Source organism: Bradyrhizobium sp. USDA 4474 (genome assembly GCF_054057515.1).
The window spans coordinates 6,695,588-6,710,702 of sequence record NZ_JBSRZJ010000002.1; the positions used below are offsets into that span (position 1 = coordinate 6,695,588).

The 15,115-nt window shown below is 62.7% G+C and carries 15 protein-coding genes; 3 read left to right on the forward strand and 12 right to left on the reverse strand.

Annotation, left to right across the window (positions count from 1 at the left end; genetic code table 11):
* Positions 1-358 precede the first annotated feature (358 nt).
* Positions 359-901, forward strand: a complete 543-nt coding sequence (locus ACVW16_RS32985; RefSeq protein WP_456802552.1) for a hypothetical protein — start codon at positions 359-361, stop codon at positions 899-901.
* Positions 902-938: 37 nt separating this feature from the next.
* Here ACVW16_RS32985 and ACVW16_RS32990 read toward each other — a convergent pair whose 3' ends face one another.
* The 11 genes from ACVW16_RS32990 to ACVW16_RS33040 all read right to left on the reverse strand — a co-directional run bounded on the left by ACVW16_RS32990 (position 939) and on the right by ACVW16_RS33040 (position 12,760).
* Positions 939-2,414 (reverse strand): FAD-binding oxidoreductase, encoded by a 1,476-nt coding sequence (locus ACVW16_RS32990; protein WP_456734870.1) that lies wholly within the window; start codon positions 2,412-2,414, stop codon positions 939-941.
* A 180-nt stretch (positions 2,415-2,594) separates the two neighbouring features.
* Positions 2,595-3,110: a TadE/TadG family type IV pilus assembly protein gene (locus ACVW16_RS32995; protein ID WP_456734871.1), complete on the reverse strand. Its 516-nt coding sequence runs from the start codon at positions 3,108-3,110 to the stop codon at positions 2,595-2,597.
* Positions 3,111-3,142: 32 nt separating this feature from the next.
* On the reverse strand, positions 3,143-3,709 hold the full coding sequence (locus ACVW16_RS33000; RefSeq protein ID WP_456703143.1) for a TadE/TadG family type IV pilus assembly protein: 567 nt from the start codon (positions 3,707-3,709) through the stop codon (positions 3,143-3,145).
* An 11-nt stretch (positions 3,710-3,720) separates the two neighbouring features.
* Positions 3,721-5,262, reverse strand: a complete 1,542-nt coding sequence (locus ACVW16_RS33005) for a TadE/TadG family type IV pilus assembly protein (protein ID WP_456703144.1) — start codon at positions 5,260-5,262, stop codon at positions 3,721-3,723.
* 348 nt (positions 5,263-5,610) lie between these two features.
* Positions 5,611-7,026: a carbohydrate porin gene (locus ACVW16_RS33010; protein ID WP_456802553.1), complete on the reverse strand. Its 1,416-nt coding sequence runs from the start codon at positions 7,024-7,026 to the stop codon at positions 5,611-5,613.
* 115 nt (positions 7,027-7,141) lie between these two features.
* Complete coding sequence (locus ACVW16_RS33015; protein WP_456703145.1) at positions 7,142-7,750, reverse strand: inorganic diphosphatase; 609 nt, start codon at positions 7,748-7,750, stop codon at positions 7,142-7,144.
* Between the two features lie 403 nt (positions 7,751-8,153).
* Entirely contained in the window at positions 8,154-8,429 is a 276-nt protein-coding gene (locus tag ACVW16_RS33020; protein ID WP_456703146.1) for a DUF3303 domain-containing protein, read from the reverse strand.
* A gap of 130 nt (positions 8,430-8,559) precedes the next feature.
* Complete coding sequence (locus ACVW16_RS33025; RefSeq protein ID WP_456734872.1) at positions 8,560-8,991, reverse strand: YybH family protein; 432 nt, start codon at positions 8,989-8,991, stop codon at positions 8,560-8,562.
* A 262-nt stretch (positions 8,992-9,253) separates the two neighbouring features.
* Positions 9,254-10,549 (reverse strand): MFS transporter, encoded by a 1,296-nt coding sequence (locus tag ACVW16_RS33030; protein WP_456734873.1) that lies wholly within the window; start codon positions 10,547-10,549, stop codon positions 9,254-9,256.
* Between the two features lie 113 nt (positions 10,550-10,662).
* Positions 10,663-11,859 (reverse strand): acetyl-CoA C-acyltransferase, encoded by a 1,197-nt coding sequence (locus ACVW16_RS33035; protein WP_456703149.1) that lies wholly within the window; start codon positions 11,857-11,859, stop codon positions 10,663-10,665.
* A gap of 130 nt (positions 11,860-11,989) precedes the next feature.
* Positions 11,990-12,760: an enoyl-CoA hydratase gene (locus ACVW16_RS33040; RefSeq protein ID WP_456734874.1), complete on the reverse strand. Its 771-nt coding sequence runs from the start codon at positions 12,758-12,760 to the stop codon at positions 11,990-11,992.
* A 152-nt stretch (positions 12,761-12,912) separates the two neighbouring features.
* Here ACVW16_RS33040 and ACVW16_RS33045 point away from each other — a divergent pair, with 152 nt between their 5' ends.
* On the forward strand, positions 12,913-13,452 hold the full coding sequence (locus tag ACVW16_RS33045) for a PaaI family thioesterase (protein WP_456734875.1): 540 nt from the start codon (positions 12,913-12,915) through the stop codon (positions 13,450-13,452).
* A 59-nt stretch (positions 13,453-13,511) separates the two neighbouring features.
* Positions 13,512-14,132, forward strand: a complete 621-nt coding sequence (locus ACVW16_RS33050; RefSeq protein WP_456734876.1) for a TetR/AcrR family transcriptional regulator — start codon at positions 13,512-13,514, stop codon at positions 14,130-14,132.
* Here the strand turns inward: ACVW16_RS33050 and ACVW16_RS33055 are convergent.
* Positions 14,129-15,058 (reverse strand): LysR family transcriptional regulator, encoded by a 930-nt coding sequence (locus ACVW16_RS33055; RefSeq protein WP_456734877.1) that lies wholly within the window; start codon positions 15,056-15,058, stop codon positions 14,129-14,131. The two genes, ACVW16_RS33050 and ACVW16_RS33055, sit on opposite strands and share 4 nt — an antisense overlap.
* Between the last annotated feature and the right edge of the window lie 57 nt (positions 15,059-15,115).

Below are 15,115 nucleotides of genomic sequence, written 5' to 3' on the forward strand. Positions count from 1 at the left end.
CGTGATTTGGCTGGGCCAGCACGAACGGCACGCGTCGATCGAGCGCCTCGAGAATTGGGAGCTTCGGTCACCGTCTCAGCGCTAGCGGCGACGTCGTGATTCGATGCAAAGGGGCAGTCGTCGTGCCCGCTACTGGTGCGCAAGGCGCACCTGATCACATGTTGCAAGTGTTCGAAACGCGGCGGGCAATCGTTCTTACTCTGCGAGTTAATCATTCCGCTCGCAACGTGTGGCATATGAGGATGGACGATGCCGGCTCATAATTGCAGCCATTTTCGGCCGTCCTTTAGGCCCATTTCAGCCAAACTGCTATTGGTTTCTCATCGCCGGGGTAGGGCTTCGCATTTGGAGTCCTGCAATGTTCAAGTCAGTATTTTCTGCGTGTCTCTTCGTTATCATTAGCTCTATCGCTTCAGAAGCAAGACCCTACCACATCGTTCGAGCGACTGAATGCAATGTCGTCATGCCTTGCGACTTCTCGAATGTGCAAGCGCGTCGCGAGCACGTGTCCAGGTACACACTGCAAGCCTACCGTTCAAAACAACTCACGGCTGACGTCGCCGGCGCCGCCACAGTTGTGACCGTCTCCGGCGCTCGGATCGTCGGCGGCCGGCCGGCCGGTTGCCCTTCGGCCTTCTGCGGCTGCGGCGCGTCGCTGCGCGTGTTCGGACGCATCGTGCCGGAGCTAAATCTCGCAGCCAACTGGCTGCGCTTTCCGCGCACCGCGCCGGCCCCGGGAATGGTCGCGGCGCGTCGCGGCCATGTCTTCGTTCTGGAGCAGTCCCTCGGAGGCGACATGTGGATGGCGTACGACGCCAATTCGGGCGGTCACGCAACGCGCATGCATGCGCGTTCGCTGCGGGGCTACACTATCGTCAACCCGCGCGCCTCGATGAGTTGAGAGCGAGTTGAGGGAATGGTGAGGTGCCCCGGCCCAATCACACCCGGAGCACCTTGCCGGGATTCATGATGTTCTGCGGATCGAGCGCGCGCTTGATGGTGCGCATGATGTCGAGTTCGGTCTTCGACCGGTAGTGGCTGAGTTCGTCGAGCTTCTCGATGCCGATGCCGTGCTCCGCCGAGATCGAGCCGCCCATGGAGGTGACGAGATCGTTCACGGCGCGCGTGAGGGCGGCGGTGTACTGGTTCAGTGTCGGCTGATCCATGCCGATTGGCCCCATGAACGAGAAATGCAGGTTGCCGTCGCCGATGTGCCCCAGAGGGTAGGGCCGAATGCTCGGGAGAATGTCGAGCACGGCCTTGAGCCCCTTGTCGATGAATTCGGGAATCCGGGAGATTGCGACGGATATGTCGTAGCTGATGCCAGGACCCTCGGCGCGGGAGGCCTCCGCCATGGCTTCCCGGATGCGCCACATGTTGCGCGATTGGCTGACGGTCTGCGCGATCACCGCGTCGAGCACGCGACCGGCCTCGAGTTGATCGGCGAGAAACGCCTCCAGCTTCTCCGACATGCCATCAGCTCCGTCTTGCCGTGCGCGCGAAGACGACCATTCAAGCAGCAGATACCACGGCGTATCCGCCTTGAGCGGATCCTGGACGCCCGGAATATGGCGCATCACGAGGTCGACCGCGGCGCGGCTCAGCAGCTCGCAGGATCCGACATTGTCCTCGGAGGCCGCATGCGCCTCAGACAGGATCTCGAGCGCGGCGCGCGGATCGCGAACGGCCAGCCACGCGGTGCAGACGTCCTTCGGCGCCGGCCACAGCTTGACCACGGCCTTCGTGATGATGCCGAGCGTTCCCTCCGCGCCCATGAAGAGATGCTTGAGGTCGTAGCCGGTGTTGTCCTTCTTCAAGGCACGCAGTCCGTCCCAGACGTCGCCATTGGGCAAGACGACCTCGAGGCCCAGCACGAGATTGCGGGCGTTGCCGTAGCGCAGCACCTGCACGCCGCCCGCATTGGTCGAGAGATTGCCCCCGATCATGCAGGAGCCCTGGGCACCAAGGCTGAGCGGCAGGAATCTGTCGTGACTGGCCGCTGTCTCCTGCAGCGTCTGCAAGACGCAGCCGGCCTCGACCGTCATCGCATAGCCCACGGGATCGACGTCCAGCACGCGGTTCATCCGGCCGAGCGACAGCACGATGCCTGTATGCGCCGGCCAGGGCGTGGCGCCGCCCATCAGTCCGGTGTTGCCGCCCTGCGGCACGATCGCGACGCCGTGCGCATTGCAGAGCCGGACGACCTTCGAGACCTCCTCGGTGCTGCCGGGACGTACGACCGCGCCGGCGCTGCCGAACAGCTGCCCGCGCCAATCCGTGACGAACGGCTGCTTGCCGTGCTCATCCTCGATGAAACCCTTCTCGCCCACGATCGCGCGCAACGCGTCGCGGAGCTGGGCGGTCAAAGGAGCGGTTGGAATGGCAGGGACGGGCGACGGAAAGGCGGTCGGCATCTTGTTTCCTCTGGCGCATCTTGGTGTGCACTGCGCGCGAAGCGCTTGAGGAGCATTGTCCACGTTTGGGACGGGAAGTCTAACGGCAATATCGGCAACGTCAGGACAATTTCCCGCAACGTCTCTCAACGCCAACATCCTGCGGCCGCGAGAACCCAAGGTCCTCCGGATACCCCGGCTTCAGCTGCACGGATACTGCACGACCGAGGAAACGCGCGGATACAGGTAGTAGCTCTCGCTGATCGGCATGGTCCCGCTGATCGTATAGCCAAGGTTGGGGGTGTATTGGTACGTGACCTCGCCGAGCAGCAACGATACATTGGAGGGCGAGGGGGTGCCGAGGGCCGTTGGCAGAGTGATCGGCTGAGCTACCGGGCGTGGGGTGCCGTTGAGCGCTTTGCTCCAGGTCACGGTCGCTTTGCCGTTGGCGTCCGTGGATACTTCCGACACGACGACCGTCGTGTTCGCCGAAGAATAGGGTGCGATCGTCGCCGCCGACGCGCCAAGCATGGCGCTCAGCGTCGTGTCGGTGACGCATGCGTTTCGTGACACCAGATCCACGACCGTGTGGGCAGTTTCACTGACCTTGACGCTGATCGCCATCCCGTTGCCGAGCTCGACGCCGCCCACATAGAGCAGCAGCATGAACGGCACCACGATGGCGAACTCCGTCGCGGCCACGGCGCGCGTGTCCACCCAGAAGTTCCGCATGCGATGAGGCGTCCGGCTCATGAGTTGACAAAAGCCTCGTTCATGAAAGCCGTGGACGACATGATCAGGCGGCTGCTGTTATTCGGCTGGTTTGCCAGAGTGAAGCCGAGTGGACCCAGGAAAACCGGCCACAGATACATCACCCGCACGACCACGATGTCGCCCTGATTGCCGGGGTTGAATTGCCAGACATTCGTCACCTTTCCATTGCCGTCGTAGGTGAGGGTTGGCAGGGCCGTGTTGGTCGAGCTCCATGAGTTGGCAACCTGGACGTCGATCATCAGGCCGCTGCAGTTGAACAGGATCACGACGTTGGAGCAGACCGCGCTGGCAAACTGGGCCTGGGTCATGCCCTGGGCCTGCGCCTGCCCCGTCAGGATCGCCCGGCTCGATTGGTTCACCACCTGTTCCAGGAGCTGCTGCGCAAAGAAAACCAGGAAGGTCTGGATGATCGCGACCAGCAAGGCGATGAAGGCCGGGGCGATCAGCGCGAACTCGACCGCGGTTGCGCCTTTCCGGTCGGCAAAGAACGCGCGCCAGCGGCGGCGGCGTCTGGTTGTGGGCACGGCGTGCGTGGCGGTCATGTTTGCTTTCTCTATTGAGTCAGGCGGGGGTCGGACGCGACCTTGAGGAATAGAGCCTGGAGAGCGCTGGTGATGTCGCCGTTGGTCGACACCTTCTGATACAAATCGGGCGATGAGGCGCAGGTTTGCAGGTTTGTCTCGATCTGGCTGGTCGAGCCGGTGGACGTTCCATTGAAGGGGTAGATCCAGCTATCGTACCAGTTGTTCGTTTTATGGAGCGCCGCGTCGTCATACTCTGTGTAAAGCACGGCGATGCGGATCTTCCTGTTCTTGATGGTGGTGCAGATCGTGGGGTCGAGCGGCTGCTGGCAGCGCTTGCCAGTGAGAGTCTTGTTGCAGGAGCCCGTGTATGCGTCGGTCGTAATGTTCACGTCTTCAACGCCGTCGGTCACGAGGAACACCACTTCCTGTGGCGTATCGTTGGTGACGTTGGTGCCGTTCCCCGGATTCGGCATGATCTTGTTGAGACCGCTCAATGCGCCCGCGATGCTGGTGTCGGCGTCGCTATTGTTGTTCGACGATGTCAGCCAGTTGTTCTTGTAGACTGGCAGGACCGCAATGTTGTTGGCGTAATTCTGGATGGTCGCTACCGTGTAGCTGGTTGTCGAGTTGGGCGTCACGGGAGTTTGCACCACCCCCGGCTTTCCGGAAGGCGCGAAGATCGGCGAGCTGCTGTTCAACTGCCAATCAAACGTATAGATCGCGACCCCATAGGTATTTCGATTGGTGGTCGATACGCTTTGTGCTGTCGTCATCAGGGATTGGACGGCCTGCTTGACACGGTCGATGCGTAATGTAACGCCGAGATTGCGGGCAAGCTGGTAGTTGTCAATTCCGCCTGGATTGCCCAGATTGTCTGCGGCGGGATTGGTTTCGTGGCATGCGAATCCGCACCCTTTGTACCCGCTCGAGTCGACCTGATTTTGCGTGTTGGCGATCAGCTTGCTGATGTCGGCCGATGTCGCGCCGATAGCCATGGAAGGCGAGTCGTCCAGCAAGAGATAGAAGTTGATGTTGGGGGCGCCCTGGTTGCGTGCCAATGACTGACCTGTGAACGGCCAGTTTGCCTGTTTGAGCACGCTCGGGAAGGCATTGTTCGCCGTCGCGTTATAGCAAATCTGAACGTTGCGAACGACTTGGTTGTTCGAGTTGACGGGGTCAGCATAGACTGCGTCCACGCCGGGGCAGGCGGCGTAAGTACAGTATCCCGTCGTGGCATCGGGTTTGCTGCAGTTGACAGCGACCGTGAGATTTGGCTGCGCCGGCAAGTTGTTGTTGCTCACCAGAGCATTCGCCGTGACGTTGAAGACGTTCTTCGCCGCGGTCTGCGCCGCCTGCGGGCTCTGCTGCATCATTGCCGAGGTGACTGTGGCGACGGCGGCAGCGTCGCTGGCCGAGTCGAGGTTCACCTTCATGTGTTGCGTATGCGTGTAGTCCAGCGCCATGCCCAGCAGAAAGATGGTCGGAACCATCACCAGCGCAAAGATCACGGCGACGTTGGCCTTGCGATCTCTGGCAAAACGACACAACCAAGCGCGGAGCATGATCTTCATCCTAATCGCCTGAGTCGCGGCAAAGGCAATTTTCTCTGGCTTATCAAGGACCGAGGAACGCGACCGGGCGGCCTCTGCGGGCTTCTCGGCAGAGCGGAACTTTGAATGTGGGCCGTTAAGCAAGGCTTACGCGGATCGCGCGAACATGGGCCGCCGAAATCCGCCGTTGCCGGATTGAACGGCATCATTAACGAGGGCTAAACGCAGCCAGGACAATTAAAGCGAGCTGTTACGGAAGACTGGCTGGGCTCGCGCGACCTGATCGATCCCGTGATGGGCCGGCGGCATTGCGGGCCGCTCCGGCCGCCAGCAAGCGGTCGGTTGCGCGAGCAGGATCTTGCTTGCGGCCTAAAATTTCAGCGTCGTTCGCAGACCTAGCACCGCAGCGTTCTTGAGCGCCTTGCCCGGCATTGGTCCCAAGGGGTCGGTCGCCCCTCCGCCGGGATGGATGATGTATTGGAAATTCGGCTGAAGGGTCCAGCCATCGCGTAGCTGATACTGGTAGACGGCCGTCAAAAGTCCTTCGAAGCTGCGCGCCGGCCAGGATGGCCCGACCATCGCCCGATAGTCGGCGTCGAGCGCCTGGGCTCGCTTCGAGACGTGGGCGTAACCAGCCGCGATGCCGAACTTGTCGTCGGGACGCTTGTCGCTCAGTCCGATCAACTCGAACCCGGCGTCCGCATAGAGATCGATCAGGTTGCGGTCGGCCGGCGCACCCGAGACGCGGGCGAACACGCCGATTCCGCGATCGTCGCTCTTCGGCACGCGATAGAGCTGCTGCTCGAAGACGGCCCATCCTCCGACATCACCCGCCAACATGAGGGGCGTACCGCTGCTGGTCGCAGCGGCGAGTGACACTCCATTGTTGGCAAGTTGCAGATCGGAAAACGATCCGAAGTGACGCCAGCCACCGAGCTTGATTTGCCCCGTCAGATTGGGATCGCCCTTTTTGTTGTTCCAGGCATACTGGATCTGGCCAAGGAGAAGGGGTGGATCGTTGACGCGGAAATTGACGCCGTAACGGTCGCGCTCTTGCGGATCGCCGGGACCAGGGCCCGCCTGGTTGCCGTCGAACACGCCGCCAAGCACAGACAGGTGATCCGTCACGTTGACCAGCAGGCGGGTGCCCATCGCGGCCAGTGGCGGTGAAGGGCCCCCGCTTGGCAGGTCCAGCGATGTGATCGCCGGCCAGCCCATCGAGGCGTTGGTAAAGACGTCCGTGTATTTCGTATTGAAGAACTCGCTGTCGGCGGCAAGCTGACCGAACTTGAGCGAGACCTTCTTGTCGCCCCACTGCTTCTCGAAATAGGCTTCGTACAAGCGGGTGGACGGCAGCGCTTCAATGCCGCTGACGACCAGGAAATTGCCGAGATAATTGCGCGACAAGCCCTCGCCGTGAATCTGGAACATGTTGGCGTGAAAGGTCAGCTTGTCGATTCCGGCGAGCTTCTGCAGGTCGACGTCGACCGCGAGATTAAGCCGGCCTTCGTAGATCACACCTTGCTTGAGGCCGCCCGTGACATTTCCGAGCGTCTCGCCGATGTAGGTCGCGGCAAACTTGACTCCATGTTTTTCGAAGGGGTTTGGCAGAAGCCCAAGCGTCTTTTCCTCAACGGTGCTTTCGCCGGTATCGGGATCGGCGGGCTTGTCGTCATCGGTTTTCTTGTCGTCCTGTGCGACAGTGTGCGATCCTGCAAGCAGGCTCGCAAAAGCCGTGGCCTGTATCAGGCACTTGGCTGACCTGCTCAGCTTGAATCGCAACAAGATGCGGCCCCCTGGAATGGAAGGATGCGCGACCACTCAAGGGGCGCCCCCGCCGAGGGTACAGTGGCACCTGATGGGCTTCCGCGCACCTAACATTTGTTGATGTTCCGGCGTTTTAACTGGACAAACGTTTAATGGTCTTCACGGCGTGCCGGGGTCCGCGCCAGCCCAGGAACTCGAGCTCCTTGTTCTCGAGCACGTTGGTGGCACGGAAGAACTCTTCGAGTTCACCTCGCGCGCGCGAAGGCAGATGGCGGATGTCCCGCAGGTCCGTTTCGAGCGGCGATCGATCGGGTACCGCGAACACGCGATCATTGCGCTCCCTCTTGCCCTTGCTTTTCTGCTCCATCTCGAGAATGCCGATCGGTTTGCATTTGAGGACGACGCCAGGATACGTGCGCGCATCATGTATGATCAGGACGTCGAGGGGATCTCCATCCGGAGCTTTGGTCGAAGGGATGAAGCCCCAATCATAGGGATAGCTGAGCCCCGCCATCAGCGGTTTCGCGAGGGTGAAAATGTGGAATTTCGGATCGAAGTCCAGCTTGCATGTGCTCGCGCGGGGAGTTTCAACGACCGCGAACACGTGGTCGTCGTCCGCCCATGTCGGAAGCTTCAGGACGTTCGTCATCTCGTACTCTTTCCGTACACTCTCATACCTCCGGTTCTCTAAGAACTGAAGCACGTCAACGATCGTTCCAGATTTCATCGATTGGATCGCCACGGACAGATTCGGTTCTGGGACCCGTCAGCGACAGGATGACGTTGCCGTTCCGATCGAGGGAGATCGTATGGTCGAAGCTGCGGAGACCATTTTCCAGGGCGAGGAAGATGGCGCAGACGCCGGATGACGGCCCGATCATGGCCAAAGGACACGATGGGAGGAACGATTTCCGGCGCGCCGCATTCAACGCGTATGAGGAACCTATATTTCGGCATCAGCGCTCTCGCTGGTGCGCTGGTTCTCTTCACGATCTGGCTGGGCCAGCATGAACGGCAAGCCTCGATCGAGCGCCTTGAGCAATGGGAGCTTCGGTCTCCGGCTAAGCCCTAGCGGCGACGAGCATGTCACTACCGCCGGTTCGGCGGCGGCAGTGACGTGGAGATCGATGATGAGCGCTTGACGGTCAACGTTTGGGGAGTGACGCCATGACCTCGCCCGCGTCTCCGTCCTCGAGGCAAGGCGTGACTGTCAATGGAAGCAGGTCAGACCATTGCGCGAGCCAACGATACATGGCTTTCGGATCACTCGATTCAGAGATCGCAAATCCCTGTCCATTCATGCCATGCCAGCGACCGAGCATCCTGACGCCCTCCGGGGGCGCGCCACCGGTCTCCAGAAAGCGGGCGACGGCTGCGTTGAAGGTTCCTTGGGGTACGCTCCAGGTGGTTATGAATTTCATGCGATTCTCCCATGACTAGAATTATCGGATGAATGTCGCGGCTGTGCCGCTTAGGCACGATAGCGCCGGCGTCTCGAATGACAACGGCGAATGAACAGGTGCGTCGGTTTGATCCAGTTGCCGTAAGACGCTATTTGCCGTCGTTCCAGATGTCGGTGGTCAGCTTCCAGTCCTCCCCGACTTTCTCCCACACGACGACATATTTTCCGCTCACCTCCTGCGGGGAGGCTCCCTTGGTCTTCAATACGAACGTGCCGATCTCGCGTGCCGCGGAAGAGCCTAGCGGTCTGACATCCAGCGTTGTGAGCTTCGGATCGGTGACTTGTTCAGCCATGCTTTTCCACATTGCCTCGATGGCCGTTCGGCCCTTCACCATCGCGGACCCCGGTGGCAATGCGATCGCATCCGCGCTGTAGAGGGACGCAATCCCGGAAAAATCGCCCTTGTTGAACAGTTCGAGCCACTTCGCATTGTTCGCGTCGATCTCGGCCTTCTGAGCCAAAGCCGGCGCGCTCAACGAGATCACGATTGTCGTCGCTAATGCTATGTTGCGCATGATCATCTCCAGACCAATGTACGATGCGGATGCAGGGCAGTCGCCAGTCTCGACAGAGGATGCGTTGAATGACGCATCCCAACCCCGGGGCAGGCGCGACAGCAATTCCGGGGAATTACCGTCAGCACCATTGACGAAGCTGCGCAGTGGATTGCAAGCGCTCGCGCCCGGCCTTGCCTGCGCCCGTTCTCAAGAGAGGGGCGAAGAAGAGAGCGAAGCTCGGGCGAAATGAGCCGCGAGATAGCGGACGTGTGTCCCGGCCGGAGTGCTAGGCCATCGCGGGTTTCGCCTGTGGCTTCGGCTGTCGCGACAACGCCAGCACGATCAGAGAAGCGAACACGCAGAGCGCGCCGGCGATAAAGAAGGCAGGCAAATAGCTCTGCAGCAGCGTCCGCGACAGGCCCGCGCCGAATGCTGCGGTGCCGGCGCCGAGCTGATGGCCGGCGAAGATCCAGCCGAACACCAGGTTGGCGCGCTCGGGTCCGAATTTCTGCGCGGTGAGGCGCACCGTGGGCGGCACCGTCGCGATCCAGTCAAGGCCGTAGAACATCGCGAAGAGCGACAGGCCATAGAACGAGAAATCGCTGAACGGCAGGAAGATCAGCGAGAGCCCGCGCAGGCCATAGTACCAGAACAGGAGATAGCGATTGTCGTAGCGGTCCGACAGCCAGCCCGACATGATGGTGCCGAAGAAATCGAAGATGCCCATCGCCGCCAGCAGGCTTGCGGCCTGAACCTGCGGGATGCCGAAATCGAGGCACATCGGGATCAGGTGCACCTGCACGAGCCCGTTGGTCGAGGCGCCGCAGACGAAGAACGTCGCAAACAGTATCCAGAACGCAGATGACTTCGAGGCATCGCGCAGCGTGCCGAGCGCGACTGCCGTGATCGAGCCGTTGCTCACCGGCGGAGCGGGCAAGGGCTCGGTGCCTTCGTCGCCGAAGGGACGCAGGCCCACATCGCTCGGCCGGTCGCGCATCACGAGCGCGACGGCGGTCGCCGAGACGCCGAGCATGATGCAGACGAAGCCGAGCGCGAGGCGCCACCCGTAACGTTCGGTCAGGCTTGCGAGCAGCGGCAAAAACACGAGCTGGCCGGTGGCGACGCTCGCAGTCATGAGGCCGATGACCAGGCCCCGGCGCGCCGCAAACCAGCGCGTCGCGATGGTGGCGCCGAGCACCAGCGCGGTCATGCCGGTGCCGATGCCGATCACCACGCCCCACAGCGCCACGAGCTGCCAGACTTGCGTCATGCCGAGCGAGAGCACCAGCGCGGAGACGACGATGAGCTGCGCGGTCAGGGTGACGTTGCGCAGGCCGTAGCGATTGAGGAGGGCGGCGGCGAACGGCGCCATCAGCCCGAACAGGATGAAGCGGATCGACAGCGCCGAGGAGATTTCAGCCGTGCTCCAGCCGAACTCCTTCTGCAAGGGAACGATGAATACGCCGGGCGCGCCGACGGTGCCGGCGCTGATCAGCGCGGCGAAGAAGGTCACGCCGACCATCACCCAGCCATAATGGATGTTGCGACGGCCGAGTGCGGCCGAAAGCCAGTTCGAGATCATTGCCCCTCAATCCAGGTTGGCGGGGTCAGGGACACCCGCGTCATCGTTGCAGTCTGGCACGGGAACGGGAAGTCTGAAATGACGGACTTCCCTCATTTTCGGACTTCAGCGCGTCAGAGTGCGGGACGCTCCACCGCGATCGCAGTGGCCTCGCCGCCGCCGATGCAAAGCGCCGCGACGCCGCGCTTGAGGTTGTTGGCCTCGAGCGCATGCAGCAGCGTTACGATCAGCCGCGCGCCGGTGGCGCCAATGGGATGACCGAGCGCGCAAGCGCCGCCGTTGATGTTGAGCTTGTCACGGGGAATGCCGAGGTCGCGCTGCGCCGCCATCGCCACCACGGCAAAGGCCTCGTTGATCTCGAACAGGTCGACGTCACCGGCGCTCCAGCCGACCTTGTCGAGCAGCTTTCGGATCGCCGGGATCGGCGCCGTGGTGAACCATTGCGGCTCCTGGCTGTGGGTGGCATGGCCCTTGATCTCGGCAATCGCTTGCAGGCCATTGCGATCGGCGAGCGACCGCTTCGTCAGCACCAGCGCTGCGGCGCCGTCGGCGTTGGCGGAGGAGGCCGCCGGCGTGATGGTGCCATTGGCGCGGAAGGCCGGCTTCAGTCCGGGGATCTTGGCCGGATCGACCTTCAGCGGATGCTCGTCATTGGCGATGATGCGCGGACCTGCCTTCTCGGTCAGCGTGATCGGTGCGATCTCGGCCTTGAACGCGCCGCCCTCGACCGCCTTGCGCGCGCGGCCCAACGTTTCCATCGCGTAGGCGTCCTGGTCCTTGCGGGTGAACTGATAGGCTTCTGCCGTGGCTTCGCCGAAATCGCCCATGGAGCGGCCGGTCTCGTAGGCGTCCTCGAGACCGTCCATCATCATGTGGTCGATGATGCGATCATGGCCGGCGCGATAGCCGCCGCGTGCCTTCGCCAACAGATACGGCGCGTTGCTCATGCTCTCCATGCCGCCGGAGACGACGATTCCGGCCGAGCCGGCGCGGATGATGTCGTGCGCCAGCATGGTCGCCTTCATGCCGGAACCACAGACCTTGTTGACGGTGGTGGCGCCGGTGGCATCGGGGAGGCCCGCCGCTCGCGCCGCCTGACGCGCCGGCGCCTGGCCCTGGCCGGCCGGCAGCACACAGCCCATGAACACCTCGTCGACCTTTTCGGGCGCGAGCTTGGCGCGTTCCAGCGCGGCATTGATCACATGCGATCCGAGCTTGTGCGCGGCAAGCGGCGACAACTCGCCCATGAAGCGGCCGAGCGGGGTGCGGGCGGCGGAGACGATGACGACGGGATCGGCGGTTTCAGCCATGACGAAGCTCCCTGCGATGGCGTTGGATGATGATCATCATATGATGCGGCGCAAAAAATGCAACCGTGCCCGGCATGAGAAATTGTCGTGGTTCCGATGAATTGTCGTCGCGTGATCGCAGGGCGTCCGCTTACCGCTTCCTGTTCGCAAACGCCTGCATCAGTCGCGTCGGCTCGTCCGTCAGGAACGATTGGCCGAACACCTTGACGCTGAGGTTGACCGACTCGGTCAGCGGCAGTTCCTCCCACTGCCGCAGCAGCGCCTTCTGCGAGCGCAGCGCTTCGGGGCCGCATTCGAGCAGGACGTTCACCAGGTGCTCGATCTCCCCGTCGAGGCCGCCCGGCGCGGCGACCTTGTCGACCAGGCCCCAGGCCAGCGCCGTCGGCGCGTCGATGTTCTCCGCGGTCATCACCAGCCAGCGGGCGCGGGCCCAGCCGATCAGGCGCGGCAAGAGCGCAGCATGGATCACCGAGGGAATGCCGACGCGAACCTCGGGCATGCCGAAATGCGCATCATGCGCGGCGATCCGGAAGTCGCAGGCCGCCGCCACCTCGAGCCCGCCGCCGAGGCACCAGCCGGGCATGCGTGCGATCACGGGGGCAGGGAATTGGCGTACGGCTTCGCAGAGGTCGCGCAGCCGGCTGATGAAGCCTTCGGCCGACGTCTGGTCGAGCTTCGCCATCTCCTTGATGTCGGCGCCGCCGATCATGCTCTTCTCGCTTTGGCCGCGCAGCACGGCGATGCGGATGCTGCGGTCGTCAGCGAGCCGCTGCAGGCCTTCGCGCACCGCATCGGTCACGGGCGAGCCCAGAATGTTCAGAGTGCCGGCATTGCAGATCGCGACATGGACGACGCCGCGCGCATCGCGCGTCACGCCGCAGTGGTCGTTGAGCATGTCCATCGTGAGATCTCGAAGGTTTCGCGGACCAGGGCGAGGGGCGCCGGCCGGGATCACTTCCGGGCCGAAACGGCTCCCTTGTCAAGCGGCGGGGCGGAGTTGCAAGTGCGAAGTCCGCCGCATAGTATGATATGAATCATATAAAGAGGCGACCCATGACTGAGCCCACTGAACGCGACCTGTTTTCGGCGGCGCAGCGGCGCGAGCGCGTGGTGGAGTGGCAGGCGCCTGCACCGGTTGCGAAAGTGGCGATGGGGCTCTCGGGCATGGACGCCATGCTGGGCATCCGCGACGGCCGGCTGCCGCCGCCGCCCTTCGCCAGGCTGATCGGGTTCATCATGGCCCTGGTCGAGCCGGGCCGTATCGTGATGGAACTGGAGCCCCGCGAGGATCTCGAAAATACCATCGGGCTGCTGCATGGCGCCACGGCCGCCGCGCTCCTCGACACCGCGATGGGATGTGCGGTTTCGACCAGATTGGAGGCGGGGCAGGGGTCCGTCACGCTCGACCTCAAAATGACCTTCCTGCGTCCGCTCTCCGTGCGGTCCGGGCTGATCTCGGCCGAGGGCAAGGTGATCAAGCTCGGGCGTCAGACCAGCTACACCGAAGGTTTTGTGCGCGACGGCAAGGGGAGCCTCGCAGTCCATGCGACTGCAACCTTTTCAATGATCGGTGGCAATTTTACCGGGAATTAATGCGCCGCCCGGTCGATATTCGTGTTATGAGATGACCTCCGACATTCAATGAGAGCCGCATGCGCTACTCCCGGGAACACAAGCAGGAAACCCACGATCGCATCGTGAAGAAGGCGTCCATCCGGCTGCGCGAAAAGGGCGCCCACGGCATCGGTGTCGCCGACCTCATGAAGGAGGCGGGCCTGACCCATGGCGGCTTCTACGCGCATTTCGATTCCCGCGAGGCCCTGGTGATCGAGGCGTTTGCCTACGCCATGGACCGCTCGATGGAACACTGGCGCAAGCAGTCCGATCAAGTCGCGCCCGAAAAGCAGTTCGCGCAGATCGTCGAGACCTACCTCTCGGCTTTGCACCGGGACAATCCCGGCCATGGCTGCTCGATCCCCGCGCTCGGTGCCGAGATCGCGCGCGAGAGCCCGAAGACGCGAAAAGCCTTTGCCGGCAAGCTCGACGAGATGCTCGAGATGATGACCGATTTCATCCCGAACATGCCGCGCAAGGCCGCGCGCAAGCAGGCGATCGCGACGCTGGCGACCATGGCCGGCACCATGCTGCTGGCGCGCATCGCCGGCTCTAGCGAGCTGTCGGATGAGGTGCTGAAGGCGGGCAAGGACAGCGCGCTGGAGGGGGCGAAGCGGGAGCCCGCGAAGGCTGCACCAGCCAAGAAGAAGCAGAGCTAGCCGGGATGCCGCTCTTGCGGGAGCGGTGTCTGCGGTCCCGCGAACAAAGCCCGCTCACGCTCCACGATCTCGCCGATGTAATCCGCCACGGCCCTGATCCGCGCCAGGTCCTTGCTGTCGGCATGCATCAGCATCCAGAACGTCCTGACGATCGAGACCTCCTCGGGCAGCACCGCCACGAGCTGCGGATAATCGCTGGCCATGAAATGCGGCAGCACCGCGATGCCGAAGCCTGCGAGCGTCGCATTGAGCTGCGCGATCAGATTGGCGCTGCGCAGCCGCGCTGAAATCCGTGGCGACACCAGCGGCAGGTAATCGAGCTCCGGCGTGAACAGCAGCTCCTCGATGTAGCCGACGAAGCGGTGTTGCGGCAGTACGTCGCGTGAGGTGATTTTCGGGAAGCGGTCGAGATAGGCTGGCGCCGCATAGAGCCCGAGGCGGTAGTCGAGCAGCTTGCGGCCGACGATGCGGCCCTCCTTCGGCATGGTCAGGCTGATCGCAATGTCGGCCTCGCGCTTGGAGAGACTGAACAGCCGCGCCGTCGCCACAAGTTGCAGATCGAGGTCGGGATAGCGATCGGCGAACGGCGCCAGGAAGGCGGTGCCGAATCCGTCAGGCGCGCCAATCCGCACCGTCCCGGTCAGCCGCGCCACCGAGCCGCCGACCTGCTCCTGGTTGGCGACGATGGTGGATTCCATGGCTTCCGCGCTGTCGGCGACGCGCTGGCCGGCCTCGGTGAGGAGATAGCCGGTCTTACGCCGGTCAAACAGCTTGGCCGAGAGGTGCTTTTCCAGCCGGTCCACGCGACGGATCACCGTGGCATGGTCGACGCCGAGCTGCTTCGCCGCAGCCGACACCGAGCCGCCCCGCACGATGGCCAGCACGAACCGAAAGTCGTCCCAATCGATGGTGCCTTGATCCAGCATTTTCGCACATCTATGGTGCAATATATCAGACTTGAATCCCAATAAATGCAGGTCGAT

Coding starts and splice junctions, on each gene's coding strand:
- ACVW16_RS32985 (WP_456802552.1), top strand. CDS start 359: ATGTTCAAGTCAGTATTTTCTGCGTGTCTCTTCGTTATCATTAGCTCT.
- ACVW16_RS32990 (WP_456734870.1), bottom strand. CDS start 2,414: ATGCCGACCGCCTTTCCGTCGCCCGTCCCTGCCATTCCAACCGCTCCT.
- ACVW16_RS33000 (WP_456703143.1), bottom strand. CDS start 3,709: ATGACCGCCACGCACGCCGTGCCCACAACCAGACGCCGCCGCCGCTGG.
- ACVW16_RS33005 (WP_456703144.1), bottom strand. CDS start 5,262: ATGAAGATCATGCTCCGCGCTTGGTTGTGTCGTTTTGCCAGAGATCGC.
- ACVW16_RS33020 (WP_456703146.1), bottom strand. CDS start 8,429: ATGAAATTCATAACCACCTGGAGCGTACCCCAAGGAACCTTCAACGCA.
- ACVW16_RS33025 (WP_456734872.1), bottom strand. CDS start 8,991: ATGATCATGCGCAACATAGCATTAGCGACGACAATCGTGATCTCGTTG.
- ACVW16_RS33030 (WP_456734873.1), bottom strand. CDS start 10,549: ATGATCTCGAACTGGCTTTCGGCCGCACTCGGCCGTCGCAACATCCAT.
- ACVW16_RS33035 (WP_456703149.1), bottom strand. CDS start 11,859: ATGGCTGAAACCGCCGATCCCGTCGTCATCGTCTCCGCCGCCCGCACC.
- ACVW16_RS33040 (WP_456734874.1), bottom strand. CDS start 12,760: ATGGACATGCTCAACGACCACTGCGGCGTGACGCGCGATGCGCGCGGC.
- ACVW16_RS33045 (WP_456734875.1), top strand. CDS start 12,913: ATGACTGAGCCCACTGAACGCGACCTGTTTTCGGCGGCGCAGCGGCGC.
- ACVW16_RS33050 (WP_456734876.1), top strand. CDS start 13,512: ATGCGCTACTCCCGGGAACACAAGCAGGAAACCCACGATCGCATCGTG.
- ACVW16_RS33055 (WP_456734877.1), bottom strand. CDS start 15,058: ATGCTGGATCAAGGCACCATCGATTGGGACGACTTTCGGTTCGTGCTG.